The organism is Achromobacter sp. JUb104 (genome assembly GCF_024806975.1).
Taxonomy (GTDB): Bacteria; Pseudomonadota; Gammaproteobacteria; order Burkholderiales; family Burkholderiaceae_B; genus Achromobacter; species Achromobacter spanius.
Genome location: NZ_JANUEY010000003.1, coordinates 673474 through 698139, shown reverse-complemented (window position 1 = coordinate 698139; position 24666 = coordinate 673474). Strand labels below are relative to the sequence as shown.

The 24666-nt window shown below is 65.8% G+C and carries 22 protein-coding genes; 4 read left to right on the top strand and 18 right to left on the bottom strand.

All coding sequences use genetic code 11. The annotated features are described in order from the left end of the window. Window positions 1-3 precede the first annotated feature (3 nt). The 8 genes from M2361_RS23655 to kdpF all read right to left on the bottom strand — a co-directional run bounded on the left by M2361_RS23655 (window position 4) and on the right by kdpF (window position 9664). The gene (locus tag M2361_RS23655; protein ID WP_259252142.1) at window positions 4-324 is read right to left on the bottom strand and encodes a hypothetical protein; all 321 of its coding nucleotides are present in this window, start codon (window positions 322-324) and stop codon (window positions 4-6) included. A 143-nt stretch (window positions 325-467) separates the two neighbouring features. Further along, window positions 468-1235 carry a TorF family putative porin gene (locus tag M2361_RS23650; RefSeq protein ID WP_259252141.1) on the bottom strand — a complete coding sequence of 256 codons (768 nt, stop codon included), beginning with the start codon at window positions 1233-1235 and terminating at the stop codon, window positions 468-470. Between the two features lie 126 nt (window positions 1236-1361). Further along, window positions 1362-2054 (bottom strand): two-component system response regulator KdpE, encoded by a 693-nt coding sequence (gene kdpE, locus M2361_RS23645; RefSeq protein WP_259252138.1) that lies wholly within the window; start codon window positions 2052-2054, stop codon window positions 1362-1364. Between the two features lie 13 nt (window positions 2055-2067). Next, on the bottom strand, window positions 2068-4866 hold the full coding sequence (locus M2361_RS23640; protein ID WP_259252135.1) for a sensor histidine kinase KdpD: 2799 nt from the start codon (window positions 4864-4866) through the stop codon (window positions 2068-2070). Between the two features lie 51 nt (window positions 4867-4917). Further along, window positions 4918-5538 (bottom strand): potassium-transporting ATPase subunit KdpC, encoded by a 621-nt coding sequence (gene kdpC / locus M2361_RS23635; protein ID WP_259252133.1) that lies wholly within the window; start codon window positions 5536-5538, stop codon window positions 4918-4920. A gap of 58 nt (window positions 5539-5596) precedes the next feature. Continuing rightward, window positions 5597-7756, bottom strand: coding sequence for a potassium-transporting ATPase subunit KdpB (gene kdpB, locus M2361_RS23630; protein ID WP_310508926.1), 2160 nt, complete (start codon window positions 7754-7756; stop codon window positions 5597-5599). Between the two features lie 22 nt (window positions 7757-7778). Beyond that, entirely contained in the window at window positions 7779-9575 is a 1797-nt protein-coding gene (gene kdpA, locus M2361_RS23625; protein WP_259252130.1) for a potassium-transporting ATPase subunit KdpA, read from the bottom strand. Then, window positions 9575-9664: a K(+)-transporting ATPase subunit F gene (gene kdpF / locus M2361_RS23620; protein ID WP_050447213.1), complete on the bottom strand. Its 90-nt coding sequence runs from the start codon at window positions 9662-9664 to the stop codon at window positions 9575-9577. Before kdpF ends, kdpA begins: the two co-directional genes overlap by 1 nt. 742 nt (window positions 9665-10406) lie before the next feature. Between kdpF and M2361_RS23615 the strand changes: the two genes are divergently transcribed. Together M2361_RS23615 and M2361_RS23610 are read left to right on the top strand one after the other, a co-directional pair. Continuing rightward, window positions 10407-10697, top strand: a complete 291-nt coding sequence (locus tag M2361_RS23615) for a DUF4212 domain-containing protein (protein WP_259252657.1) — start codon at window positions 10407-10409, stop codon at window positions 10695-10697. Further along, entirely contained in the window at window positions 10697-12787 is a 2091-nt protein-coding gene (locus M2361_RS23610) for a sodium:solute symporter family protein (protein WP_259252127.1), read from the top strand. The genes M2361_RS23615 and M2361_RS23610 overlap by 1 nt, the downstream gene beginning before the upstream one ends. 29 nt (window positions 12788-12816) lie before the next feature. Here M2361_RS23610 and M2361_RS23605 read toward each other — a convergent pair whose 3' ends face one another. Genes M2361_RS23605 through trxB form a run of 5 tightly spaced genes read right to left on the bottom strand, consistent with a single transcriptional unit; the run spans window position 12817 to window position 16572 of the window. Further along, window positions 12817-13950, bottom strand: a complete 1134-nt coding sequence (locus tag M2361_RS23605) for a hypothetical protein (RefSeq protein ID WP_259252126.1) — start codon at window positions 13948-13950, stop codon at window positions 12817-12819. Beyond that, window positions 13937-14635 carry a hypothetical protein gene (locus M2361_RS23600; protein WP_259252123.1) on the bottom strand — a complete coding sequence of 233 codons (699 nt, stop codon included), beginning with the start codon at window positions 14633-14635 and terminating at the stop codon, window positions 13937-13939. Before M2361_RS23600 ends, M2361_RS23605 begins: the two co-directional genes overlap by 14 nt. Next, on the bottom strand, window positions 14632-14961 hold the full coding sequence (locus M2361_RS23595; protein ID WP_259252121.1) for a multidrug efflux SMR transporter: 330 nt from the start codon (window positions 14959-14961) through the stop codon (window positions 14632-14634). The genes M2361_RS23600 and M2361_RS23595 overlap by 4 nt, the downstream gene beginning before the upstream one ends. After that, window positions 14958-15626, bottom strand: coding sequence for a Smr/MutS family protein (locus M2361_RS23590; RefSeq protein ID WP_259252118.1), 669 nt, complete (start codon window positions 15624-15626; stop codon window positions 14958-14960). Before M2361_RS23590 ends, M2361_RS23595 begins: the two co-directional genes overlap by 4 nt. Continuing rightward, on the bottom strand, window positions 15613-16572 hold the full coding sequence (gene trxB / locus M2361_RS23585; protein ID WP_100852828.1) for a thioredoxin-disulfide reductase: 960 nt from the start codon (window positions 16570-16572) through the stop codon (window positions 15613-15615). Before trxB ends, M2361_RS23590 begins: the two co-directional genes overlap by 14 nt. Window positions 16573-16614: 42 nt before the next feature. On the opposite strand from trxB, the gene M2361_RS23580 reads away from it, so the two are divergent. After that, window positions 16615-18996 (top strand): DNA translocase FtsK, encoded by a 2382-nt coding sequence (locus M2361_RS23580; protein WP_259252116.1) that lies wholly within the window; start codon window positions 16615-16617, stop codon window positions 18994-18996. Continuing rightward, a complete protein-coding gene (lolA, locus tag M2361_RS23575; RefSeq protein WP_259252656.1) occupies window positions 18996-19619 on the top strand; it encodes an outer membrane lipoprotein chaperone LolA in 624 nt (207 codons plus the stop codon). The genes M2361_RS23580 and lolA overlap by 1 nt, the downstream gene beginning before the upstream one ends. A 198-nt stretch (window positions 19620-19817) precedes the next feature. Here the strand turns inward: lolA and M2361_RS23570 are convergent, their stop codons facing one another. The 5 genes from M2361_RS23570 to M2361_RS23550 are packed head-to-tail and all read right to left on the bottom strand — an operon-like array spanning window position 19818 to window position 24664. Continuing rightward, window positions 19818-20231, bottom strand: coding sequence for a RidA family protein (locus M2361_RS23570; protein ID WP_259252114.1), 414 nt, complete (start codon window positions 20229-20231; stop codon window positions 19818-19820). Window positions 20232-20242: 11 nt separating this feature from the next. Beyond that, complete coding sequence (locus M2361_RS23565) at window positions 20243-21733, bottom strand: amidohydrolase family protein (RefSeq protein WP_259252112.1); 1491 nt, start codon at window positions 21731-21733, stop codon at window positions 20243-20245. A 14-nt stretch (window positions 21734-21747) separates the two neighbouring features. Beyond that, window positions 21748-22620 carry a MurR/RpiR family transcriptional regulator gene (locus M2361_RS23560; protein WP_100852824.1) on the bottom strand — a complete coding sequence of 291 codons (873 nt, stop codon included), beginning with the start codon at window positions 22618-22620 and terminating at the stop codon, window positions 21748-21750. Between the two features lie 38 nt (window positions 22621-22658). Beyond that, window positions 22659-23660, bottom strand: a complete 1002-nt coding sequence (locus tag M2361_RS23555; RefSeq protein WP_230693423.1) for an ABC transporter ATP-binding protein — start codon at window positions 23658-23660, stop codon at window positions 22659-22661. Beyond that, complete coding sequence (locus M2361_RS23550; RefSeq protein WP_100852822.1) at window positions 23657-24664, bottom strand: ABC transporter ATP-binding protein; 1008 nt, start codon at window positions 24662-24664, stop codon at window positions 23657-23659. Before M2361_RS23550 ends, M2361_RS23555 begins: the two co-directional genes overlap by 4 nt. Between the last annotated feature and the right edge of the window lie 2 nt (window positions 24665-24666).

The following is a 24666-nucleotide window of genomic DNA, read 5'->3' as shown; positions in this document are numbered from 1 at the left end:
GGCCTAGCGTCTCGTGATGGTGGTGGCCGCGCGCACCGGTCCGAATTCTGCCTGGGGCAGCCCACGCATGACGGCATGCATCATGTCGTCCAGTTCGTCGCGGGCGCATTGCAGTTGCAGCGTGCTTTGCGCGTGCGCGTGGTCCACCGACAGCAGGTAGATGCCGATGCGATTACCCAGTGCCTGGTGCAGCGCAAGGCGCACCTTCAACGCATCCAGCGTATCGATCCTGACCGTCAACGCTACCTGCTGGCTATGCGCCAGTGGCAAGCTTGCGGTGAGATTGCGCGAAGCAGGGCGGCTCGTATGCAGTCGGGGAATCATGGCGGGGGTCGGAGCGGAGGCGCCGCTTGCGGCGATCCGCGTTTCCTGTTGGTTGATGACGATTCCACTATAGGAATCGCGCCGTAAATCCTGCCGAAAAAGGCGGGCGCGGCGCGTAAAAATCGCGTCAACGCCCCGGACGTTCAGAAGGTCTTGGTCAGCGACAGCAAGCCGGTCGCGCGGCCCATGTCGCGGCCGTGCGTGTTGGTGTAGACGGCACGGTCCGCGTTGGTGTCCAGGTAGGCCAGCGACACGGACAGGCCCTGTCCAAAGTCCTTGGTCAGCCCAAGCTTCCAGTCGGTGTAGGAACCGTTGTCCACGTTCTTCACGAGCTGGCGTCCCACATGGGCGTTGAGCGTCAGCCCCCATACGCCGGTATCAACGTTGGCGGCCACATCGAAGTACTGGCTGTATTTGCTGTCGGCGAAGCCGAACAGGTTGGTCAGGGCGATGGAGTACTTGAACATGACCGGGCCGTAGCCGATGCCGGCGTACAGCTCGGTGGTGTCGGGGCTGGTGTAGCCCGAGGGAAAGTCGCCCGGGTAGTAGTACTGCAAGATGCCCAGATCCACCGGCACGCCTTCGGCCAGATTGCCCTTGTAGCCGCCGTAGAAATCCATTTCGACGGGGGCGGACACGTCGGGGTTGCTGTCGCCCAGCCAACTGATGCTGGAGTTCCAATTGCCCAGATAGAAGCCGCTGGCGTGGGCCAGGTCAAAGCCGCCTTGGATGGCGGGCTTGTTGTTCGTCTGCATCAGGCCGCGATAGCGGTATTGGCTGGCCAGCGTAAGGTTGGCCGACAGCGTGAAGTCGCTGACGGCGGGGGCGGCAGCGGGGGCGGGCATGTCGCTGGCCTGCGCGGTGGCGGCCAGGCTCAGCAGCGCGAGCGCGGCGACGGAATTGCGGAACATGGAGTACTCCTGGTGTTGAACGGGATCGCAACAATAGGAGGATCGGCATAAACCGCGAGACAAGACTCGCGCTGCCCGCGTAAAGGCGGGATAAAGGCCTAAGAAAAAAAGATCAATGCCGCGCGATCAGCCCGCGAAGCGGTAGCCCACGCCGATCTCGGTCATCAGGAAGACGGGTTGCGCCGGGTCCGCTTCCAACTTCTGACGCAGATGCCCCATGTAGATACGCAGGTAGTGGTTGCTTTCGATGTGCGAGGGGCCCCAGACCTCGCGCAGCAACTCGCGGTGCGTCATGACTTTGCCGCGATGTGCAAGCAGCGCGGCCAGCAGGCGGTATTCCATGGCGGTCAGGTGCACGTGCTGGCCGGCGCGTTCGACGACGCGCTTGGCGAAGTCGATGCGGACGTCGCCGAACGTGATCTCGGCCGCGTTGCCGGCGCCCGCCCGCGCATGGCGGCGCAACAGCACGCGCAGCCGGGCCAGCAGTTCGCTGACGCCGAAGGGCTTGGTCAGGTAGTCGTCTGCGCCCGCGTCCAGCGCGGCCACCTTGTCAGGCTCGGCGCTGCGGGCGGACAGGACCAGCACGGGCACTTGCGTCCAGCCGCGCAGTTCGCGGATCAGCGTCATGCCGTCTTCGTCGGGCAGCCCCAGGTCCAGCACGATGGCGTCGGGCTGGCGCGTGCCGGCCTCGATCAGGCCGCGCTTGACGGTGTCGGCCTCGTGCACGACGCAGCCCTCGCTTTCCAGGGCCTGGCGCACAAAGCGCCGGATGTTGGCGTCGTCTTCGATGATCAGAACGATAGGCTGGTAGTCGAACATGCTGCGCGTGTCTTCAAGGAATGTCGGATTGAATTTCGGGTTGAACGTCGGGGGGCGTTCCCAGCGGCAGGCTGAAGACGAATTGCGCGCCCGAGGCTTGGCCGGGTGCGTGCTCGACCCAGATGCGGCCGTGGTGGGCCTGGATGATGGCCTCGCACACGGCCAGGCCCAGGCCCACGCCGGGCGTTGCGGACTCGCGGTCGCCACGCGTGAATTTTTCGAAGATGCGGCGTTCGGCGCCCGGCGCGACGCCAGGGCCGTTGTCGCACACGGCCACGCGCATCATGCCATCGAGAACCGTTGCGTGGATGTGCACGGTGCTGCCGGGCGGCGTGTACTTGGCCGCGTTTTCAAGCAGGTTGCACAGCACGCGTTCGATCAGCACGCCATCGCACTCCACCAGCGGCAGGTTCGACAGCGGGGCCACGGTCACGCGGTGCGCGGCCAGGGGTTCGCGCATGGCGGCCAGCGACGCGCCTACCAGCTCTTCGATGGATTGCCATTCCAGACGCAGCGGCGTGTCGTGGCTTTGCAGCCGCGCCATATCCAGCAGATTGACGACCAGCGCATGCATGCGCTGGGCTTGGTCGCGCATGGCGCGGATGGTTTCCTGTACATCGTCGGGCAGCGTGCCCGGCCGGCGCGTCAGCGTGTCGGTCATGCCGACCAGGCTGGTGAGCGGTGTGCGCAGGTCATGCGACACCGCCGCCAGCAGCGAGTTGCGCAGCCGTTCCGATTCCATGCTGACCAGCGCCTGCTGCGCCACCTCGACGTAGTGCAGCCGTTCCAGGGCAATGGCGATAAGCGTGGCGTAGGCTTCGATCTGGCGGCGCGAATCGGGATGCGTGAACAGGCTGCGGCGGGGCGCGGCCAGGGCCAGCACGCCGCGTGTGCGCATCGGCGCCTTCAAGGGCAGATACAGCAGTTCGCTGTTGGACAGCGTGGTGGTGCCCGCGCCGGCGGGCTGGCCGTGGTCATACACCCATTGGGCCAGCGCCGATTCCAGGGCAGGCATGTCGGCGGCGGCGGGCGAGGCCAGCTTCAAGCGGTCGTCCAGTCCCAGGATATACAGCGCGCAACGCGAGCCGAAGGTGGCGTGTACGAATGCCCCGGCCAGGGCCACGATCTGCTCGGGCAACAGCGCCGACGACAATTCGCGCGCGAACTCATACAGGCTGCGCGCGTCGGCTTCGCGCTTGACCGACACCTGCGCCTGTAGCCGCAGCCCCGCGGTCAGTTGCCCGATCAACAGGCCCACGGCCAGCAGCACGGCGAAAGTCAGCAGGTATTGCACGTCCGACACGGCAAACGAGGCCAGCGGCTGCACAAAGAAAAAGTCGAACAACCCGACGCTGACGACCGACGCCAGCGCGGCAGGGCCGCGCCCATGCCGCAGCGCCACCGCCACCACCGCCAGCAGGAACAGCATGACGATGTTGGTCTGGTGCAGCGCGGGAAACGCCAGCATCGACAAGCCGGTGGCCACCGCGCAATAGCACAGCGCCCAGGCATAGCCCAGCCAGGGGCTGGCGCCACGGTCGTCGGCGTTGATGCGCGCGCCACGCCCCAGTGTCAGCGGGTCGCGCCCTGGCGGGGCGCTGGCGGGCAGCGGGGGGGCGCCCAACCGGATGATGTCGATTTCAGGGCAGCCCGCGGCCAGCATGTCGGCAAAGCTGTGCCGGCGCCATAGCCATCCCGGCGCGAGGGCGGCGGACAGTAATGCGGACAGGGATACGCGCAGGCGCTGCAGGCCGCTGGCGCGCGTACGGCCCACGACGGCCTTGGTGATGTTGTGCCGGCGCACGTAGCGCACCACCGCGTCGACCATGTCGCCACCCGCCAGCGTTTCCGTGCGCGCGCCCAGGCTGTCCGCCAGCGCCAGGCTGCGTTGCATGCGGTCTTGCTCGGCTTGAGGCGTGGGCGCCGCGCGCGGCGTGTCGATGGTGACCACGTGCAGGTCGCATTCCAGTTGCTGGCTCAGGCGGTGGGCGCTGCGGATGACATATTCGGCGTCAGCGTCCGGGCCGATGCAGGCCACCACGGCTTCGCGCGTGCGCCATACCGGTTCGATGGCGCGGTCGCGCCGATACGCCTGCACGTCGTCGTCCACGTGGTCGGCGGTGCGGCGCAGCGCCAGCTCGCGCAAGGCGATCAGGTTGCCTTTGCGAAAGAAATTGCGCGTGGCGTGGCGAGCTTGTTCGGGCAGATAGACCTTGCCTTCTTTCAGCCGCCTTAGCAGTTCATCGGCCGACAGGTCCACCAGGATGACTTCGTCGGCGGTGTCGAAGACCTCGTCGGGCACGGTTTCCCAGACGCGCACGCCCGTGATGCTGCCGACCGCTTCGTTCAGGCTGTCCAGATGCTGCACGTTCAGCGTGGTCCAGACGTCAATGCCGGCGGCCAGCAGTTCGTGAATGTCTTGCCAGCGCTTGGCGTGGCGGGAACCGGGCGCGTTGGAATGCGCCAGTTCGTCCACCAGCACCAGGCCGGGGCGCGCGGCCAACGCGCCGTCCAGGTCGAACTCTTTCAGTACGTGGCCCCGGTACGCCACGTCTTTCAGCGGCAGGGCTGCGATGCCTTCCAGCAAGCTGGCCGTTTCGCGACGGCCGTGGGTTTCGACGATGCCGGCCAGCACGTTCACGCCCTGGGCCGCTTGAGCGCGGGCGGCCACCAGCATGGCGTAGGTCTTGCCTACGCCGGCCGACGCGCCAAAGTACACGCGCAGCTTGCCGCGCGCTGCCTCGCGCGCGGCGTCGTCCAGCGTTTTCAAAAGCGCGTCCGGATCGGGACGCTCGCCAGCAATGTCAGCCATGAACGCGCAAGAGTGGGGTGGGAAAGGCTGGCGATACTATACGCCGCGCCATCATTGTGCCGGGTGCAATTTGTCCAGCGCCAGGTTCAGCGTCAACACATTGACGACCGGTTCCCCCAATACGCCCAGCCAGGGCTTTTCCGTGTGGGCCTGGATCAACGCATCCACCTGCGCGCGCGGCACATGGCGGGCCCGCGCCACCCGTGCAGCTTGATAGTTGGCGGCGGCGGGGCTGATGCTGGGGTCCAGGCCACTGCCGGACGCGGTGACCAAGTCCACCGGCACCGGCGTGGGGTTGTCGGGATCGGCCGCTTTCAACGCCGCGATGCGGGCCTGGATGGCCTCGGCCAACGCGGGGTTGCGCGGACCCAGGTTTGAACCACCCGAGGCCGTGCCGTTGTAAGGCATGGGCGCGGTGGCGGACGGCCGGCCCCAGAAGTACTGCGGCGCGGTGAACGACTGGCCGATCAGTTCCGACCCGACCACCTTGTCGCCTTGCGTGATCAGCGAACCTGCGGCCTCGTGTGGGAACACCACGGCGGCCACGCCGCGCGTCAGGAAGGGGTAGGCCAGGCCCGTCACCAATGACAGCGCGGCGAAAACGACCAGCGCGGGACGCAGCACGCCGCCTTGGCGCGCTTGGGCGGGGGTTGGGGTAGTGATGGATTTCATGATGGATTCCTTGTTTGTGGGGGAGGCGGCGGCCAGGCCAGGCCTGGCCGGCTCAGGCCTAGGCCCAGCCCAGCGCGGCCAGCACCATGTCGACCAGCTTGATGCCAACGAAGGGCACCAGCAGCCCGCCCAGCCCGTAGATCAGCAGGTTGCGGCGCAGCAGCACCGATGCGCCCAGGGGCCGGTAGCGCACACCCTTGAGCGCCAGCGGAATCAGCACCACGATGATCAGCGCGTTGAAGATCACGGCCGACAGGATGGCCGAGGCGGGCGTCGTCAGGTGCATGATGTTCAGCACGTTCAACTGCGGGAAGACGGTGGCGAAGGCGGCGGGGATGATGGCGAAGTACTTGGCCACGTCATTGGCCACGCTGAACGTGGTCAGCGCGCCGCGCGTCATCAGCATCTGCTTGCCGATCTCGACAATCTCGATCAGCTTGGTGGGGTTGGAGTCCAGGTCCACCATGTTGCCGGCTTCCTTGGCGGCCTGGGTGCCCGAGTTCATCGCCACGGCCACGTCCGCCTGCGCCAGCGCGGGGGCGTCGTTGGTGCCGTCGCCCGTCATCGCCACCAGGCGGCCTTCGGCCTGATAGGCGCGAATCAGTTGCAGCTTGGCCTCGGGCGTGGCCTCGGCCAGGAAGTCGTCGACGCCGGCTTCGGCCGCGATGGAAGCGGCGGTCAGCTTGTTGTCGCCGGTGATCATCACGGTCTTGATGCCCATGCGGCGCAGCTCGGCAAAGCGCGCCTGGATGCCGGGCTTGACGATGTCTTTCAGTTCCACCACGCCCAGCGCGCGGTTGCCGTCGCTGACCAGCAGCGGCGTGCTGCCGCGTCGAGCCACGTCTTCGGCCTGATGCAACACGGCGTCGGGCACGCTGGCGTCCAGCGCCTTGAGCCAGGACTGCACGGCGTCGACCGCGCCTTTGCGGATCATGCGTTCGCCCAGGTTCACGCCGCTCATGCGGGATTGCGCGGTGAAGGGAACGAACTCGGCGTCTGCAACACGCGCGGCGGGGGCGTGGGTGGTCTTGTCGGCCAGCGCCACGATGCTGCGACCTTCCGGCGTTTCGTCGGCCATGGAGGCCAGGCGGGCGGCGTCGGCCAATTCCCGGGCGGACACGCCCGGCGCGGGCAGGAATGTGGATGCCTGGCGGTTGCCGAAAGTGATGGTGCCGGTCTTGTCCAACAGCAGCACGTCCACGTCGCCCGCCGCTTCGACCGCGCGGCCGGACGTGGCAATGACGTTGGCGCTCATCATGCGGCTCATGCCCGCCACGCCGATGGCCGACAGCAGGCCGCCGATGGTGGTCGGAATCAGGCAGACCAGCAGCGCCACCAATACCGTCACCGTGACCACCGCGCCGCCACCGGCCGCGTTGACCGCGTAGATGGAGAACGGCATCAGCGTCACGACCACCAGCAGGAACACCACGGTCAGCCCGACCAGCAAAATGGTCAGCGCCAGTTCGTTGGGCGTCTTCTGGCGCTTGGCGCCTTCCACCATGGAGATCATGCGGTCCAGGAAGCTCTCGCCGGGGTCGGCCGCGATACGGACGAAGATCCAGTCGGACAGCACCCGGGTGCCCCCCGTGACGGACGAGAAGTCGCCGCCCGACTCACGGATGACGGGCGCGGATTCCCCGGTGATGGCGCTTTCGTCCACGGAAGCAACACCGGCGATGACCTGGCCGTCGCCGGGGATGGTATCCCCCGCTTCGGCCAGCACCACGTCATTGCGACGCAGCAGTCCCGAGGCCTGGCTCGTGGCCTGGCTGCGCCATTGGGCCGGGTTCGCGTCGCGGACATCCCCGTCGCGAAAACCCTTGAGCAAGCGCGCGTTGATGGTGGTGCGCAAACCGCGCAGGGTCGCGGCCTGCTGCTTGCCCCGGCCTTCGGCCAGCGCTTCGGCGAAGTTGGCGAACAGCACCGTGAACCACAGCCATACGGCGATGGCCAGGATGAAGCCCGCCGGGGCTTCTGCCTGGCCGCGCAGGGCCATGACCCACAGCACGGTGGTCAGGATGCTGCCCACGTACACGACGAACATGACGGGGTTCTTCAACTGCGCGGCGGGCGAGAGCTTGCGCAGGCTGTCCAGCAGGGCGGGGGCGACCAGCGAGCGGGACCACATGCCGAATGGGCGCTCTTCCGGGGTGACCGCGGGGGCGTGGGCGGCGGCGCCGCCAGCGCTTGAGGTTGGCATTTCAATCTTGGCCATGTTGTTTCCTAGCCTGTTGCATTCAGGGTTGCAGGTGTTCGGCGACGGGCCCCAAGGCCAGCGCCGGCACATACGTCAGCGCGCCTACCAGCAGCACCGCGCCGATCAGCAGCACCACAAAGAGGGGGCCGGTGGTGGGCATGCTGCCGGGGCCGGCGGGCAAGCGCCGTTTGGCCGCCAGCGAGCCGGCCATGGCCAGCACCGCGACGATCACGGCGAAGCGGCCGAACCACATGGCGATGCCCAGCAGCACGTTGTAGAAGGGCGTATTCGCGGACAGCCCGGCAAAGGCGCTGCCGTTGTTGTTGGCCGCCGAGGACAGCGCATACAGAATTTCCGAGAAGCCGTGGATGCCCGGGTTCAGCACACCGGCCTGTCCCGCCGAGACGGAGACGGCCAGGGCGGTTCCGCCCAGCACCAGCAAGGGCGTGGCGAGGATGATGATGGACACCATCTTCATGTCGTAGGCTTCGATCTTCTTGCCCAGGTATTCCGGGGTGCGCCCGATCATCAGGCCCGCAATGAAGACCGCCAGCACCGCGAAGGCCAGCATGCCGTACAGCCCCGAGCCCACACCGCCATAGACCACTTCACCCAACTGCATTTGCAGCATCGGCGGCAGCCCGCCCATGGCGCTGAATGAGTCGTGCATGCCGTTCACGGCGCCGCAGGACGCGGCCGTGGTGATGATGGCAAAGAGTGAGGTGGCCGCGATGCCGAAGCGCGATTCCTTGCCTTCCATGTTGCCGCCGGGTGTCAACGCGGACAGCGCGCTGTCGGCGCCTGCCTGCGCGGCCATGGGGTTGGGCTGCTGTTCGAAATAGGCGGTGGTCAGCGCGAAGACGGCGAACAGCACCGTCATGGCCGCCAGGATGGCGATGCCCTGGCGGCGGCTGCCGACCATTTCGCCGAACGCGAAGCAGAGCGCGGCGGGAATCGCCAGAATGGCCAGCATCTCCAGGAAATTAGACAGCGGCGAGGGGTTCTCGAACGGATGCGCCGAATTCGCATTGAAGAAGCCGCCGCCGTTGGTGCCCAGCAGCTTGATGGCTTCCTGCGAGGCCACGGGCCCCATCGCGAGCGTCTGCGTCGAGGTCGTCACGGGATCCATAACGGGCTGGCCCGCGGCATCAAGCACGGGCTGGCCGTCGGCGTTCATGCGCGGCTGCTCGTAATGCAGGGCTTCAACGGTCTGTACGTCTTGGTAAGGGCTGAAGTTCTGGATGACGCCCTGGCTCACCAGGGCAAGCGCCAGCACGAAGGACAGCGGCAGCAGCACATACATCGTGCAGCGGACCATATCCGCCCAGAAGTTGCCGATCGTGGCCGAGCTGTGGCGCGACAAGCCGCGTATCAGCGCGAACAGCACGGCGATGCCGGTGGCGGCGGACACGAAGTTCTGCACCGTCAGCGCCAGCATCTGCGTCAGGTAGCTCATCGTGGCTTCGCCGCCGTAGCCTTGCCAGTTGGTGTTGGTGACAAAGCTGATGGCGGTGTTGAGCGCCGAATCCGGGGTGACGGCGCCCATGGCGGCGGGATTCAGCGGCAGCATGCCCTGCAAGCGTTGCAGGCCATAGACCATCGCGACGCCGATCAGGTTGAAGGCCAGCACTGCCACGGCATAGCGCTTCCAGCCCATTTCAGCCTGCGGGTCGATGCCCGCAAGCCGGTAAATGCCGCGTTCCAGGGGGCGGCCCCAGGCGGTCAGCCTGGATTGGCCGTTTTCCATGGCGATGCGGATGTAGCGCCCCAGCAGCGGCGCGATCGCAAGCAGGACTGCCAGGTACAAGACCAGCAGCCCGATGAATTCGGCGGTCATCAGAATTTCTCCGGTTTGAACAGCGCCACCAGCAGGTAGACGAACAGCGCCGCGGCCGTCAGGCCGCTGAATGCATAGAGCCAGTTCATGACGGCTCTCCCGACGACAAGCCGGCGCAGAACTGCAGCAGGCCGAATGTCAGCCCAGCCATGACGGCGAAGGCGGTGATATAGATGGCATCCACGTTTTTCCTCCCGGGAGCGGCGCTCCCTTCGAACGACGGGCCTGCGCGGCAAAAGCGGATGCGCGCCGGGCAGGCCAGGTGACCAAAGCAGGACACCGGCAGGTTACGGAGCGGGGGGTAAAAACGGGATATAGCTTCGGGGGCGGGGCGTAAACAAGAAATAAACGCCGCCGTGGCGGGCTGAAATGCAGCGGGGGGGCAGATGGATGCGGCGCGCCCGATTCCGGGCATGGCGCGGTGGCAAGCGTCATATTCCGGGACGGGCGAGATTCCTGAATTCAGCTCAATTCCGGGATTTCAGCCAGAAAATCCCAATATTTAGAACTTTGTGGTCATTTCGCACCACGATGGGGCATGGAATATGTAAATGAATGCTCCGTCTTAGGGCATTCCCCTAGTGTGACATTCCCGCACATGGTGCAGAATCTCTTCCCATGCAGGCGAGGAGACAAAGCCCTGCATGGGCAAATACCGGCGGCACCGGTAAAAAAAAAAAGTAAAGCAGTACTCAAAAAAAGCAAAACGCACAACGGCTGGCACCAGGCAGTGCCAGCCGTTGTCGCATAAAAAGCCTGAATTTTTGCCGCATGGGCTTTTCAGACGCAGCGTTTCGCGCTATCCAGGTAGGGTCTGAAAACATCCTAGCCATGCCGAAATCCCGCGCACCTCTTCCTGTTTCCACCCCGACTCCCTATTGGCGCCGCAATTTGCGGCTGATTCTGTTGCTGCTTGTCGTCTGGGCGGCGCTGACGTTCGTGCCTACCTTCTTCGCGCGCAGGCTCAGCTTTGATTTCATCGGCTGGCCGTTCGCCTTCTGGATGGCGGCTTATGGGGCACCCCTGGCTTATCTGATCATCATTGGTATCTACGCCCGGGTCATGAACAGCGCTGATGAGTTGGCTGAAGAAGATGCCGACGCCGCCAGGGGAGACCGCTGATGCCGTTTTTCAGCGGAGACACACCCCAGGAATTCAAGATCCGGCTGCGGCGTATCTACGTGCTGTACACGGCGGGCTTTGCGCTGATGATTCTGATGCTGGCGCTGGCCGAAGTGCTGGGCATGCCGCGCAACTGGATCGGCTATGTGTTCCTGCTGGTCACGGTGAGCCTGTACGCCGGCATCGGCATCGTCTGCCGCACGTCTGATCAGGTGGAATACTACGTGGCCGGGCGGCGTGTGCCCGCCATCTACAACGGCATGGCCACGGCGGCCGACTGGATGTCCGTGGCCTCCTTCATCGGCGTGGCGGGCACGTTGTACCTGACGGGTTACGGCGGCCTGGCCTACATCCTGGGCTGGACGGGCGGCTATGTGCTGGTCGCCATGCTGCTGGCGCCGTACCTGCGGCGTTTTGGTCAGTACACCATCCCCGATTTCATGGGCGCGCGCTACGGCGGCAACTTGCCGCGCCTGGCCGGTGTGGCCTGCGCCATCCTGTGCTCGTTCACCTATCTGGTCGCGCAGATCTACGGCGTGGGCATCATCACCACGCGCATGACCGGCATTTCGTTCGAATTGGGTATCTTCGTTGCGCTGGGCGGCATGCTGGTGTGTTCGTTCCTGGGCGGCATGCGCGCCGTTACGTGGACGCAGGTGGGCCAGTACATCATCCTGGTCATCGCCTATCTGGTGCCGGTGGTGTGGCTGTCGGTCAAGCATACGAACATGCCCGTGCCGCAGTTGTCCGCGGGCGTGGTGCTGCAGCAGGTGACCGAAAAAGAGATCTATCTGCAGAATGATCCGTCCGAGATCGAGGTGCGCCGGCTGTGGCAGCAGCATGCGGATGAAATGGCCAAGCGTGTGCAGACGTTGCCGGAATCCTGGACGCTGGAAAAAGACAAGCTGCGCAGCCGCCTGGCGCAATTGAGCGCCACCGAGGCGCCCATGGTCGACATCCGCTCGGTCGAGCGCGAACTGGCCGCCTACCCCGCCAGCGTGGAAGATGCGCGGGTGGCCTGGTCGCAGGCGCGCGCCACCTTCGAGGCGCGGGCGGCGCCCGCCACGCCGCACGCCGAACCATTCCCCGCCAAGGATCCCGAGGAACAGCGCAACATGCGCATCAACTTCCTGGCGCTGGTGCTGTGCCTGATGTTGGGCACGGCGGGCATGCCGCACATATTGATGCGCTCATACACCACGCCCTCGGTGATCGAGGCGCGCAAGTCGGTGTGCTGGTCGCTGCTGTTCATCCTGTTGCTGTATTTCATGGCGCCCGCGCTGGCGCTCTTGGTCAAGTACGAGGTCTACACGCAAGTGGTCGGCTCCAACTTTCTTAGCCTGCCCAACTGGGTGCATGCCTGGAGCGCGGTCGACAGCAACCTGCTGGATGTCACCGACATCAACCGCGACGGCGTCGTGCAATTAAGCGAAATCAGCATGGGGGCGGACGTCGTGGTGCTGGCCATGCCGGAAATCGGCGGCCTGCCTTATGTGATTTCGGGGCTGGTCGCGGCGGGCGGCTTGGCCGCGGCCCTGTCCACGGCCGACGGCCTGCTGCTGACCTTGTCCAATTCCCTGTCGCATGACATGTGGTACCGGATGGTGTCACCGCGCATGTCGGCCGCGCGCCGTGTGATGGTGTCGAAGATTCTGCTGCTGGTGGTGGCATTCGGCGCGGCCTGGGTGGCGGCGCGCAAACCCGCCGACATTCTTTTCATGGTGTCGGCGGCGTTCTCGTTCGCGGCCTCGTCGTTCTTTCCCGCGCTGGTGATGGGCGTGTTCTGGCGGCGCGCCAACAAATGGGGCGCCACCTTGGGCATGGCGGCGGGCTTGTTGGTGACCTTCGCCTATATGACCTACACGCATCCGTGGCTGCGCGAATCGGTGCTGGGCATCTCGCGCATACAACCGGTGGATTTGTGGTGGGGCATACAGCCGATCGCGGCGGGCGTGTTCGGCGCGCCGGTGGCTTTCCTGACGATCATCGTGGTGTCTTTGCTGACCCCGCCACCCGACAGCGCGACGGTGGCGCTGGTGGATTATCTGCGCCGCCCCGGTGCGACCCGGCCGCCGGCCGAAAGTACCTAGGAAGCACCTGGGACGCGGCTAAGGAAATCCTAGGGCGCCTGGCAGGCGTTCGCCTGCCGGTTCTCGGGGTCGATGCAAGCCTGCCAGACCTTGTCGGGCAGGGCTTGCAACAGGGTATGGATCTGTCCGGGCGCCCATAGCCATTGCACGCCGCCAGGGTGCTGGCCCGCCGCCTCCCAAACCTTCCGGCGCTGCGCGTTGCTTAGCGTGAAGCGGCCGTTCGGGCCGCTGTTGCCCTGCGCAAGCACGGCGGTGGGATCCCGGCGGGCGGCGTAGACCTCGCGGCCATCGCCCTTGGGCTGCACGATGGCCCAGTCATAGTGATACGACTCCAGCGCCGGCGCCGCCCAGTTCGGGCCGGGCAGCACCAGGATGGAATATTCCGATGCGCGCTCGGGGTAGGGCAAGCCCAGCACCACCTTATCGTTGTCCCAATCCAGCCGTTGGCGCAGAGTGCGCTGGCCCGGCTTGCCTTGCGTGTCGAACTCCCTGACCTCGATCACGTCGCCTTGTCTTTCCAAGTAGGAAATCGTGCGCAGCAGGCGGCCTGCCGAATCGTGCACGTAGCGCATCAGCGGCTGCGAGGGCTTGTCGCAGGCGTTGGCCCCCTGTTCGGCCAGCCAGCCGTGGCGGTCATAGCGCAGGCAGAAATGCTGCGTGGGGTTGGCTCGGCCCGCTGCATTGCGTGACCGCAGTTCATAGCCGGCAAGCCGCCCCGCGTCGTCGTAAAGAAAGCGGGTTTCGTTGTCCGGCATGGGCAGCGAGGACTGCCCGGATTCCGTCACCTCGTGCACGGCGCGGGCGCTGTATTCGGCGATGCCGCAGACGTGCCTGACGCCATCCGGGCCGCGCTCGAACCGCAGCAGGGTAGGGCCGATGGTGGCGCCCGGTTCGGCGGCGTACACGGACCAGTCCACCGCTTCGGCCCAGGCGTAGGGCGTGGCGCGTTGGCCGGTTCGTACGTTAACGGGGGGCTCCCACGTCTTGATGCGCGAGCCATCCAGCGCCAGCAGCGTGTTGGTGTCGTCCAGACGCACGTCGGCGACCACGGTTTCCCGTTGGCCGGATGCCGCCATGGGCTGGCATAGCGCATGCGCCCAGGTGGAGACAAGCGGTAGCGTGGCCACGGCCAGCAGGCGCAGGGCGGACTTAATACGCGGCATTGTGCAAATAGACGATCAGGCCCCAGAGTTCACTGCTGACGCCGCCCAGGCGCAAGGCGCCGTGATCGGCCTGCATCAACAGGAAGGGGTAAGCCTTGCGTTCCAGCTTGCCGGGCGGGGGCAGCCGGTAGGGTGTGAAATGTTCGCCCGATAGCAGGTACGTACTGGTCATGTCGCCCACGTCCACGTGCAGGTACCAGACGGTCAGGTCGGTGACATCCAGGGCTGGATCCGTCTCGGGGTAACGCCCGCCCTGGCCCGCTGGAATGCCGCTGTTCAAGACGCCCAGGAGCACGCGGCGCGGCCCGGTTTGGGCAGTGTAGGTGCCGTCCGTGCCGCGCCGCGCGAAGGTCTGGCGGATGAAACCGGCAGCCCGGGAACCCGGCACGACCGTGCGCGCGAACATCTCGTCCAACTGGGCGTCGCTAAGCGGGCGGCGCGTGGCGGACAGCGTGTCGAGATCCTGCGTGAAGTCCTTCAGCCACGAGCGGTAGCGGGCCAGCTCGGCGGCGCGGTTGAAGTCCTGTGCGGCAGCGTTGGCGTTGGCGTTGGCGTTGGTGGCGTCGGCGTTGGCGGCCGGCAGGTAGCCCAGGCAAGCCAGCCCGGCCAGGCAAGCCAGGCAAAGCCAGGCCGCCTGCCTGCGCCACGACGCGGGCCACCCAAACCGCCCGGTGCGCGCCGTCAATGCGAGACCGATTTCGAAAACACGTTCATCACCACCACGCCGGCGATGATGAGGCCGATGCCGATCAGCGCGGGCGTGTCCAGATGCTGCTTGAACAACACGGCGCCCACGATGGAGATCAGCACGATGCCCACGCCCGACCAGATGGCGTAGGCAATGCCGACCGGAATTTCGCGCAGCGTCAGCGACAGGAAGTAGAACGAGATCAGGTAGCCGAACACGGTGATGATGGACGGCATCAGGCGGGTGAAGCCTTCCGAGCCCTTCAGGGCGCTGGTGGCGAAGATCTCGGCGATGATCGCCACACCCAGGTATAGCCATTTCATTTGCGCGATCCTTCGGATTGCCGCAGCAGCACCAGCAGCGCACCGGCGCCGCCTTCGCGTTCGGGCGCTTCGGAAAACGCCAGCACCTCGTTCTTCTGCACCAGCCAGGTGCGCGCCTTGTCTTTCAGCACGGGTTCCAGGCCTTCAGAGCCATAGCCCTTGCCATGCACGATACGCACGCAGCGGATGCCGTGGTCCTGGCATTCATCCAGGAACGACAGCAGCGCATGGCGCGCCTGCTCCACGCGCAAGCCGTGCAGGTCCAGTTCGGCGCCCGCGCGCCATTGACCGCGCCGCAGATTGCGGGCGGTGTCGGGCGCGGCGTCGCTGCGCACGAAAGCGGTGCCGCCTTCGGAAAGCAGATGGGTGATTTCGCCGCCGTCGGACACTCCGATATCGGCGCGTGACGGCGTTTCGCCCAGCGCGTTGGCCCGACGCAGCGCAGGCGCGGGTTCCGCGACGGGCTTGTGTTCCACCCGGGCGGCCTGCTTGATCGGCGTGACGGACTTCATGGTGCGCTGAAACGCCGCCATGTCGTCCATGGGGGCGGTTTCAGGCTTCTTCAGTACGGCAACCCGCTTGGCGAGCGCTTCGCGTTCGCGCTCGGCTTGCAGGTCTTTCTTCAGGCGTTTCAGGTCGGCCAGGCCGACCTTACTGCCCCGCATTCTCCAACCACCGTTGCGCGTCCAGGGCGGCCATGCAGCCCGTGCCGGCGCTGGTGATGGCTTGGCGGTAGACGTGGTCTTGCACGTCGCCGGCGGCAAACACGCCCGGAACGGAGGTCATCGTGGCCATGCCGGACAAGCCGCTCTTGGTGACGATGTAGCCGTCTTTCATTTCCAGTTGGCCCTGGAAGATTTCCGTGTTCGGCTGATGGCCGATGGCGATGAAGGCGCCCGTGACGGGCATGTCTTCGGTAGCGCCAGTGTCCACGTGGCGTACGCGCACGCCGGTTACACCGCTGTTGTCGCCCAGCACTTCTTCCAGGGTGTGGAAGAGCTTGAGTTCCATGTTGCCGTTCTCGACCTTGGACATCAGCTTGTCGACCAGGATGGGTTCGGCGCGGAACTTGTCGCGGCGGTGGATCAGGGTGACCTTGCGGCAGATGTTCGACAGGTACAGGGCTTCTTCGACGGCGGTGTTGCCGCCGCCCACCACGACCACGTCCTGGTTGCGGTAGAAGAAACCGTCGCAGGTGGCGCAGCCCGACACGCCGCGGCCCATGAAGGCCTCTTCGGAGGGCAGGCCCAGGTACTTGGCCGATGCGCCGGTGGCGATGATGAGGGCGTCGCAGGTGTAGATCTTGCCCGTGTCGCCGGTCAGCGTGAAGGGGCGCTTGGACAGATCAACCTTGGCGATGTGGTCGAACAGCATTTCGGTGTTGAAGCGTTCGGCATGCTTCTGGAAACGCTGCATCAGGTCGGGGCCCTGGACGCCATCCGCGTCGGCGGGCCAGTTATCGACGTCCGTGGTGGTCATCAACTGGCCGCCTTGGGCCAGGCCGGTCACCAGGACGGGGCTCAGGTTGGCGCGTGCCGCATAGACGGCCGCCGTGTAACCGGCGGGGCCGGAACCGAGTATCAAAACTTTAGCGTGGGTGGGCGTGGACATGGGCGGGTATCTTTAGGTTAACGCCCAATTATAATGAGCCGCATGCCGCGTATCTCGACTGCTTCCCCGCGCGCCTCGCGCAACACCCGCAACGGTCCTTCGCCGCTACAAACGCGTATCTCCGCGTTGCTGCGCGAAGCCCGCTGGATCCTATTTGCCGCCCTGGCGGCCTGGCTCACCCTGGTGCTGGCCACCTGGAGCGCGTCCGACCCTGGCTGGTCGCACTCCGTGCCCGGCGACGTCGTGCGCAACCATGGCGGCCGGCTGGGCGCCTACTTAGCGGACATCCTGCTCTATCTCTTCGGTTTTTCGGCCTGGTGGTGGGTCATCCTGCTGCTGCACCGGGTTCGGGCAGGCTACCGGCGCTTGGCCAGCCAGCTTAAAGTAACTAATGGTAAACAGCCGGAAGTGCTGCCGCGTGTCCATTGGGAAGAGGGCATCGGCTTTTTCCTGCTGCTGGTAGGGTCGCTGGGCATGGAAGCCCTGCGCCTGGCCAGCCACGGCACGCATCTGCCCGGCGCGTCCGAGACCGCCAGCGGCGCGGGCGGCGTCATCGGCCACATGTTGGCCGATCTGATCAGCCGCAGCATCGGCTTCACCGGCAGCACGCTGGCCTTTCTGGTGATGTTGGCCATCGGCCTTAGCCTGTTCTTCTCGTTTTCGTGGCTGGCCGTGGCCGAGCGCGTGGGCGCATGGCTGGAAGGCCTGGTGCGCCGCGTTCGCGATTCCTACGCCGCGCGCGAAGACCGCAAGGTGGGCCAGGTGGCGAAGGCCGTGCGCACCGAACAGGTGGTGGCCAAGCAGGAAAAGCTGGTGCACGAGCAGCCGGTGCGGATCGAACCCGCCATTACCGTCGTGCCGAAGTCCGAACGGGTGGAAAAGGAAAAGCAGCAGTCGCTGTTCTTTGCGCCTTCCGGTGGGGCCGAGGGCGACCTTCCCGCCATCAGCCTGCTGGATCCGCCGCTTACCAACCAGGAAACCGTCTCCGCCGAGACCATCGAATTCACGTCGCGCCTGATTGAAAAGAAGCTGGCCGACTTTGGCGTGTCCGTCACCGTGGTGGCGGCCCAGGCGGGCCCCGTCATCACGCGCTATGAAATCGAACCGGCCACCGGGGTCAAGGGCAGCCAGATCGTGAACCTGGCCAAGGACCTGGCGCGCGCGCTAAGCCTGGTCAGCATCCGGGTGGTGGAAACCATTCCGGGCAAGAACCTGATGGGCCTTGAACTGCCCAACCCGCGCCGCCAGATGGTGCGTTTGTCCGAAATTCTGGGGTCGCAGACCTATCACGCCAGCCATTCGGTGGTGACCATGGCGCTGGGCAAGGACATCGCCGGCAACCCCGTGGTGGCTGACCTGGCCAAGATGCCCCACCTGCTGGTGGCCGGTACCACCGGTTCCGGTAAGTCGGTGGGGATCAACGCCATGATCCTGTCGCTGCTCTACAAGGCCGATGCTTCGCACACCCGCCTGATCCTGATTGACCCGAAGATGCTGGAAATGAGCGTCTACGAAGGGATTCCGCACCTGCTGGCGCCGGTTGTCACCGACATGCGTCAGGCGTCCAACGCGCTGAACTGGTGCGTGGGCGAAATGGAAAAGCGCTATCGCCTGATGAGCAAGATGGGCGTGCGCAACCTGGCGGGCTACAACACCAAGATCCGCGACGCCATCAAGCGCGAGGAACCCATCCCCAATCCGTTTTCTCTGACGCCCGACCAGCCCGAGCCGCTGGCGCCGTTGCCCACCATCGTGGTGGTGATCGACGAGTTGGCTGACCTGATGATGGTGGTGGGCAAGAAGATCGAAGAATTGATCGCCCGCCTGGCGCAGAAGGCGCGCGCCGCCGGCATTCACTTGATCTTGGCCACCCAACGCCCCAGCGTGGACGTCATTACCGGCCTGATCAAGGCCAACATCCCGACGCGCATCGCGTTCCAGGTGTCGTCCAAGATTGATTCCCGCACCATTCTTGACCAGATGGGCGCCGAAACCCTGCTGGGCCAGGGCGACATGCTCTACATGCCGCCGGGCACCGGGCTGCCGGTGCGGGTGCACGGTGCGTTCTGCAGCGACGACGAAGTGCACCGCGTGGTGGAAAACCTGAAGGCGCAGGGCGAGCCGAACTATATCGAAGGGCTGCTGGAAGGCGGCGTCGAAGGCGACAACGGCGAAGGCGCCAGCAGCGTCACCGGCATCGGTGGCGACGCGGAGTCCGACCCGATGTACGACCAGGCCTGCGAAGTGGTGCTCAAGCACCGCCGCGCGTCGATTTCGCTGGTGCAGCGCCACCTGCGCATTGGTTACAACCGCGCGGCCCGGTTACTCGAGCAGATGGAGCAATCAGGTATGGTGTCGGCGATGCAGTCCAATGGCAATCGCGAGATCCTGGTCCCCGCTGCCGCTGCCCGAGAGGAAGCATGATGAAGACGTTTCGCCGCCTGGCCGTTGTAGCCGCCCTGAGCCTGGCGCCCGCGCTGTCGTTCGCCGCCAGCGCGCAAGAGCAGTTGAAGTCGTTTGTGGCCACGGTCACGTCGGCCACCGGTTCGTTCTCGCAGTACACGGTGAACAACCAGGGCCGCACGCAGCCCGCGCAAACCGGCGTGTTCTCGTTTCAGCGTCCGGGAAAATTCAAGTGGGCGGTGCAGAAGCCCTATGAGCAACTGGTGGTGTCCGACGGGCGCGTGCTGTTCCAGTTTGACCCCGACCTGGCGCAAGTCACCGAACGCAAGGTCGACGCCGCCATCGGCACGTCGCCCGCCGCGATCCTGTTCGGTTCGGGCTCGCTTGAGCAGTCGTTCGATGTGTCGGCCTTGCCGTCCAAGGACGGCGTAGACTGGCTGCGCGCTAAGCCGCGCACGGCAGACGCCGGCTTTTCGCGCGTGGATATCGGCATGAAGGACAACTTGCCGGTGCGCGTAGAATTGTTGGATTCGTTCGGCCAGACCACGCGCGTGGACCTATCGGCGATTAACGCCAACCCCACGCTACCCGCCAAGGAATTCCAATTCACGGCCCCCCAAGGCGTAGATGTCGTGAAAATGTAGGATGGGTGAAGCGCGGGAGATTGGTCGCAAGAACCCCGGGGTCGAACGCGCGTAACCCATCAGGCGATGGTGGAGGTATGGTGGGACCGCAGAAGAATTTTGGGGCGTTGTTTGATGGGTTACGCGCGTTGGACGCTTGCGTTCTTGCCCCCGCCCTCCCGCGCTTCACCCATCCTACGACAAGCTGGCGTTAGCCGCTTACGGCCGCTTATACGCCACGCAATCAATCTCCACCTTGGCGTCCACCATCAGGCTGGACTGCACGCAGGCGCGGGCGGGTGGGTTTTCGCCGAAGTATTCCTTGAACACCTTGTTGAACGACGGGAAATCGCGAGCGTCGTCCAGCCAGACGCCGCAACGCACCACGTGTTCCGGGCCGTAGCCGGCTTCCTTCAGAATGGCCAGCAGTTGCTGGATCGCCTTGTGGCACTGCGCGACGGTGCCGCCTTCAATCACTTCCCCGTTTTCCATCGGCACCTGGCCGGACACATGCAGCCAGCCGTCGGCGGCGACCGCGCGCGCAAATGGCATGTGCAAACCGCCTTGGCCGGTGCCGCCGGCGACGCCGTAGCGGGTGATGCCGTTGTTGTCGGGGGTGGGGGCGTTGCTCATGAGTGCACTCCTTAAATTTGGGTGGATGCGGAAGAATAGGGCGATGCGGCGGCAAAACTGGCGCGCAGGTCGCCGTTGCGTGGCAGCCAGCGGCCGGCGCGCTCGCCGGTGGATTGCCCGTGCCGATAGGACAGCGCGCCGTTGACCCACACGGCTTCGATGCCGGCTGCGGTTTGCACGGGGGCGGCGAAGGTGGCGCGGTCAATGACGGTGTCCGGGTTGAACAGCACCAAATCGGCGTGATAGCCCTCGCGCACCAGGCCGCGCTCGGCCAGGCCGAAGCGGGCGGCGGACAGGCCCGTCATCTTGTGCACGGCCTGGATCAGCGGCAGCAAGCCCACGTCGCGGCTGTAGTGGCCCAACACACGCGGGAACGCGCCCCACAGGCGCGGATGCGGCATCGGGTCGTTGGGCAGGCCGTCGGAGCCCACCATCGTCAGCGGATGCGACAGCACGCGGCGCACGTCGTCCTCGTGCATGTTGTGATAGACGGCGCCGGCCGGTTGCAGCCGGCGCGCGGCGTCCATCAAGGACACGCCCCAGTCGGCCGCGATGTCGGCCAGCTTGCGGCGGGCTTGTTCGGGATGCGGCACCGACCACGTGATGTCGATATCGAATTCGTCGGTGACCTGCTTCAAGTCCAGCGTGGACGAGCTGGCGGAATAGGGATAGCAGTCGCAGCCCACGTGCTGCATGCGGCCGGCGTTCTCCAGCGTGAACAGCACTTCCTTCGTGCGGCCCCAGTTGCCCGCGCCCGCGCATTTCAGGTGCGACACCACCACCGGCACGCGGGCGTGCTGGGCAATGTCGAAGGCTTCCTGCATGGCATCTAGAATGGCCGCGAATTCCGAGCGCAGATGCGTCGTGTACAGCGCGCCGAATTCGTCCAGCGCCTCGGCCAGCAGCTTGACCTCGTCCGTGTCCGCCTCGATGGCGGAGGCGTAGGCCAAGCCCGTGCTCAGGCCGATGGCGCCATGCGCCAGCGCCTCGCGCAGTTGCTCGCGCATGGCCAGGACTTCGTCGCGGGTGGCGACGCGGTCCAGGCGGTCCATGTGGTTGCTGCGCAGCGCGGTATGGCCCACCAACGCGGCCACGTTGACCGCGGGCTGGGCCGCTTCGATCGCGCGCGTGTAGTCGCTAAAGCTGGGGTAGGCGAAGTCGTCGCGGCTACCCAGCAGGTTCATCGGGTCGGGCGGTTCGGCGCGCAGCGACACGGGCGACGCGCTGATGCCGCAGTTGCCCACCACCACGGTCGTCACGCCCTGCGACAGCTTGGGCAGCATGCCTGGTGTGCGGATGACGTTGGTGTCGTCGTGCGTATGCACGTCGATAAAGCCGGGGGCCAGGGCAAGGTCGGTGCCGTCGATGATCTGGCGGGCTTGCGCGCCGGGCAGCGCGCCGATGGCGGCAATGCGGCCGTCGGCCAGCGCCACGCTGGCGCGGTATTCGGGGCCGCCCGTGCCGTCCAGGACACGGACGTTGCCGATAAGGGTGTCGTACATCTTGGGTTCCAGGTTCAGTCGCCCAGCGGTAAACGGTTGGGGCCGCCGCGATGCTCGTCCAGCGCCAGCTTGATGCGGCGCAGCCGTTCGCGGTTTTCCTCTTGGTTCAGCATGGCCAGTTCGGTTGATAGCAAATCAATGGCCAGCATCATCGCGTAGCGCGATGCCGAGGGTTTGTAGATGAAGTCGGTTTCGTCCGTGCGGATGGGCAGCACCACGTCGGCCAGCTTGGCCAGCTCGGACGTGGCGTCGGTGATGGCGACGATGCGGGCGCGATATTGCTTCACAATGCGCGCCGCCCCGATGATCTCCGGCGTCAGGCCCGACGCCGACAGCACCAGCACGACATCGCGCTCGTCCAGCGTGGCGGCGACCATGCGCAGCAGCACGGCATCGCTGTACACGGCGATGGGGTAGCCCAGCCGCACCAGCCGCGATTGCACTTCCTGCGCCAGCACGGCGGACGCGCCGCCCATGCCGAACACGTAGATCATCCGCGCGCCATCCACGATGGAGGCCGCCTGTTCGAAAAGCTGTTCGGTAAACGTGGGCAGGTGCGCGCGCAGCGTGCTTTCGATGTCAGCGTAAATGCGCGCGTAGAAGGTGCTTTCCTCGGCCGGTGCGCTGGGGTCCAGAAAGCGGCTGCCCACCGTGCTGGCCTGCGCCAGTTTCATTTTCAGGTCGCGGGTGTCATCGCAGCCCACCGTGCGCGCAAAGCGGGAAATCGTGGCGATGCTGACGCCGGCCTTCGTGGCCAGTTGGTCCACGGTGGCGCTGGCGCCCCAGATGATGTCGTCCAGGATGGCGTCGGCCACCTTGCGTTCGGTCACGCTCAATGCGTCCCGCCGACTGCGTATCTGGAAGACGATGTCGCGGATGATGTTCATGTGGGATTCCTGGGTCGGATCGGGTCGGGGCAGTGGCGCTAGGCCGCCAGCTCGGGGGCGTCAAGGCGCGTACAGGCCACAAAGTGGCCCGGACCCACTTCCACCGCTTGCGCCTCGATGGTGGCGCAGGCGTCGGTGGCGTGGGGGCAGCGTGTGCGGAACACGCAGCCGGACGGCGGATTGATCGGGCTGGGGATGTCGCCCTTGAGCAGAATACGCGAACGCGGCGCACGCGGATCCGGCACGGGCGCGGCCGACAGCAGTGCGCGAGTATAGGGGTGGCGCGGGCGTGCGTAGACTTCGCTGGTGGGCCCGCGCTCCATGACGCGGCCCAGATACATCACAACCACTTCATCGCACAGGTAGTCCACCACGGCCAGGTCGTGAGCCACGAACAGCATCGTCAGGCCCAGGTCGCGTTGCAGGTCTTGCAGCAGGTTCAGCACCTGCGCCTGCACCGACACATCCAGCGCCGACACGGGTTCGTCCGCCACGATGAAATCGGGCTCCACCGCCAGGGCGCGCGCAATGCCGATGCGCTGGCGCTGCCCGCCCGAGAATTCATGCGGATAGCGCCGGCTGTGGTCCGCGTTCAGGCCCACGCGCTCCAGCAGTTCGCCGATGCGGGCCGAACGGCGGTGCTGCGCCAGCTTGTGCGTGTCCAGCGCTTCGCCCAGGATCTCGGCCACCGTCATGCGGGGGTTGAGGCTGGCGTAGGGGTCCTGGAACACAATCTGCATGCGGCGGCGCCACGGCAGCATCTGCTTTTCGTTCAGGTGCGTGATGTCCTGGCCGTCGAACAACAGGCGGCCGGCGGTGGGCTTGAACAGGCGCAACAAGGCGCGGCCCGTCGTGGTCTTGCCGGAGCCTGATTCACCGACCAGGCCGACGATGGTATTGCGGGGCACGTCGAAGCTGACGCCGTCGACTGCGCGCACGACGGGCGCATGACGCGCTTGCGACGTGGGGAAGTGGACTTTCAGATCTTCAATGCGGACCAGCGGGTCTTCGGCCCGCACGGTGGCTTGGGGGCTAGTCATATCGGGTTCACCTTGATGCAGCGCGCGCGGTGTTCGGCCTGCACGGCCACCAATTCGGGCACGGCGGCGCGGCAATCGTCGGCCGCCATGTCGCAGCGCGGCGCGAATGTGCAGCCGGCCGGTAGCGACAGCACGCTGGGCACGTTGCCCGGAATGGCGCGCAGGCGCTCACCGGAAGCCAGCAGCGCCGCCGTGGGCAGACAGGACAAGAGGCCGCGGGTATACGGATGCGTGGGCTTTTCAAACAGGTCGTACACGCCCGCATCTTCCACCACGCGCCCGGCGTACATGACCGCGACGCGATGCGCAATCTCGGCCACCACGCCCAGGTTGTGCGTGATGAACAGAATGCTCATGTTCATCTCTTTTTGCAGCCGGCGCAGCAGGTCCAGGATTTGCGCCTGCACGGTGACGTCCAGCGCGGTGGTGGGTTCGTCGGCGATCAGCACCGCCGGGTTGCAGGCCAGGGCCAGCGCAATCATCACGCGCTGGCGCATGCCGCCCGACATCTGGTGCGGGTATTCATTGACGCGCCGATCGGCGGCGGGAATCTCCACGCGCTCAAGCATTTCGCGGGCACGCTTGATGGCCGCCGCGTACGACCCGCCCTCATGCTGCAACACGGCTTCGGCGATCTGGTCGCCCACGGTGTACAGCGGGTTCAGGCTGGTCATGGGCTCCTGGAAGATCATGGCGATTTCGGCGCCGCGTATCTTCTGCAGGGTGGCGGACGACGCATGGGCCAGATCGTGCTGCACGCCCTGGCGGTCGCGGAACAGGATCTTGCCCGCTTCGATGCGGCCCGCCGGCTTGGGCAACAGGCCCATGATGGACAGGCTGGTCACGGATTTGCCGGAGCCGGATTCGCCCACGATGGCCAGCGTTTCACCGCGGGCCAGGTCGAAGGTGACGCCGTCCACGGACTTGGCGATGCCGTCGCGGCTGTGGAACCAGGTCTTGAGACCTTCCACGGACAGCACGACGTCTCGGGTGCTTGCCGTCATGA

Bases quoted from the DNA above. Each gene is read 5' to 3' on its own strand.
- M2361_RS23655 (WP_259252142.1), bottom strand. From the start codon at position 324: ATGATTCCCCGACTGCATACGAGCCGCCCTGCTTCGCGCAATCTCACC.
- M2361_RS23650 (WP_259252141.1), bottom strand. From the start codon at position 1,235: ATGTTCCGCAATTCCGTCGCCGCGCTCGCGCTGCTGAGCCTGGCCGCC.
- kdpE (WP_259252138.1), bottom strand. From the start codon at position 2,054: ATGTTCGACTACCAGCCTATCGTTCTGATCATCGAAGACGACGCCAAC.
- M2361_RS23640 (WP_259252135.1), bottom strand. From the start codon at position 4,866: ATGGCTGACATTGCTGGCGAGCGTCCCGATCCGGACGCGCTTTTGAAA.
- kdpC (WP_259252133.1), bottom strand. From the start codon at position 5,538: ATGAAATCCATCACTACCCCAACCCCCGCCCAAGCGCGCCAAGGCGGC.
- kdpB (WP_310508926.1), bottom strand. From the start codon at position 7,756: ATGGCCAAGATTGAAATGCCAACCTCAAGCGCTGGCGGCGCCGCCGCC.
- kdpA (WP_259252130.1), bottom strand. From the start codon at position 9,575: ATGACCGCCGAATTCATCGGGCTGCTGGTCTTGTACCTGGCAGTCCTG.
- kdpF (WP_050447213.1), bottom strand. From the start codon at position 9,664: ATGAACTGGCTCTATGCATTCAGCGGCCTGACGGCCGCGGCGCTGTTC.
- M2361_RS23615 (WP_259252657.1), top strand. From the start codon at position 10,407: ATGCCGAAATCCCGCGCACCTCTTCCTGTTTCCACCCCGACTCCCTAT.
- M2361_RS23610 (WP_259252127.1), top strand. From the start codon at position 10,697: ATGCCGTTTTTCAGCGGAGACACACCCCAGGAATTCAAGATCCGGCTG.
- M2361_RS23605 (WP_259252126.1), bottom strand. From the start codon at position 13,950: ATGCCGCGTATTAAGTCCGCCCTGCGCCTGCTGGCCGTGGCCACGCTA.
- M2361_RS23595 (WP_259252121.1), bottom strand. From the start codon at position 14,961: ATGAAATGGCTATACCTGGGTGTGGCGATCATCGCCGAGATCTTCGCC.
- M2361_RS23590 (WP_259252118.1), bottom strand. From the start codon at position 15,626: ATGCGGGGCAGTAAGGTCGGCCTGGCCGACCTGAAACGCCTGAAGAAA.
- trxB (WP_100852828.1), bottom strand. From the start codon at position 16,572: ATGTCCACGCCCACCCACGCTAAAGTTTTGATACTCGGTTCCGGCCCC.
- M2361_RS23580 (WP_259252116.1), top strand. From the start codon at position 16,615: ATGCCGCGTATCTCGACTGCTTCCCCGCGCGCCTCGCGCAACACCCGC.
- lolA (WP_259252656.1), top strand. From the start codon at position 18,996: ATGAAGACGTTTCGCCGCCTGGCCGTTGTAGCCGCCCTGAGCCTGGCG.
- M2361_RS23570 (WP_259252114.1), bottom strand. From the start codon at position 20,231: ATGAGCAACGCCCCCACCCCCGACAACAACGGCATCACCCGCTACGGC.
- M2361_RS23565 (WP_259252112.1), bottom strand. From the start codon at position 21,733: ATGTACGACACCCTTATCGGCAACGTCCGTGTCCTGGACGGCACGGGC.
- M2361_RS23560 (WP_100852824.1), bottom strand. From the start codon at position 22,620: ATGAACATCATCCGCGACATCGTCTTCCAGATACGCAGTCGGCGGGAC.
- M2361_RS23555 (WP_230693423.1), bottom strand. From the start codon at position 23,660: ATGACTAGCCCCCAAGCCACCGTGCGGGCCGAAGACCCGCTGGTCCGC.
- M2361_RS23550 (WP_100852822.1), bottom strand. From the start codon at position 24,664: ATGACGGCAAGCACCCGAGACGTCGTGCTGTCCGTGGAAGGTCTCAAG.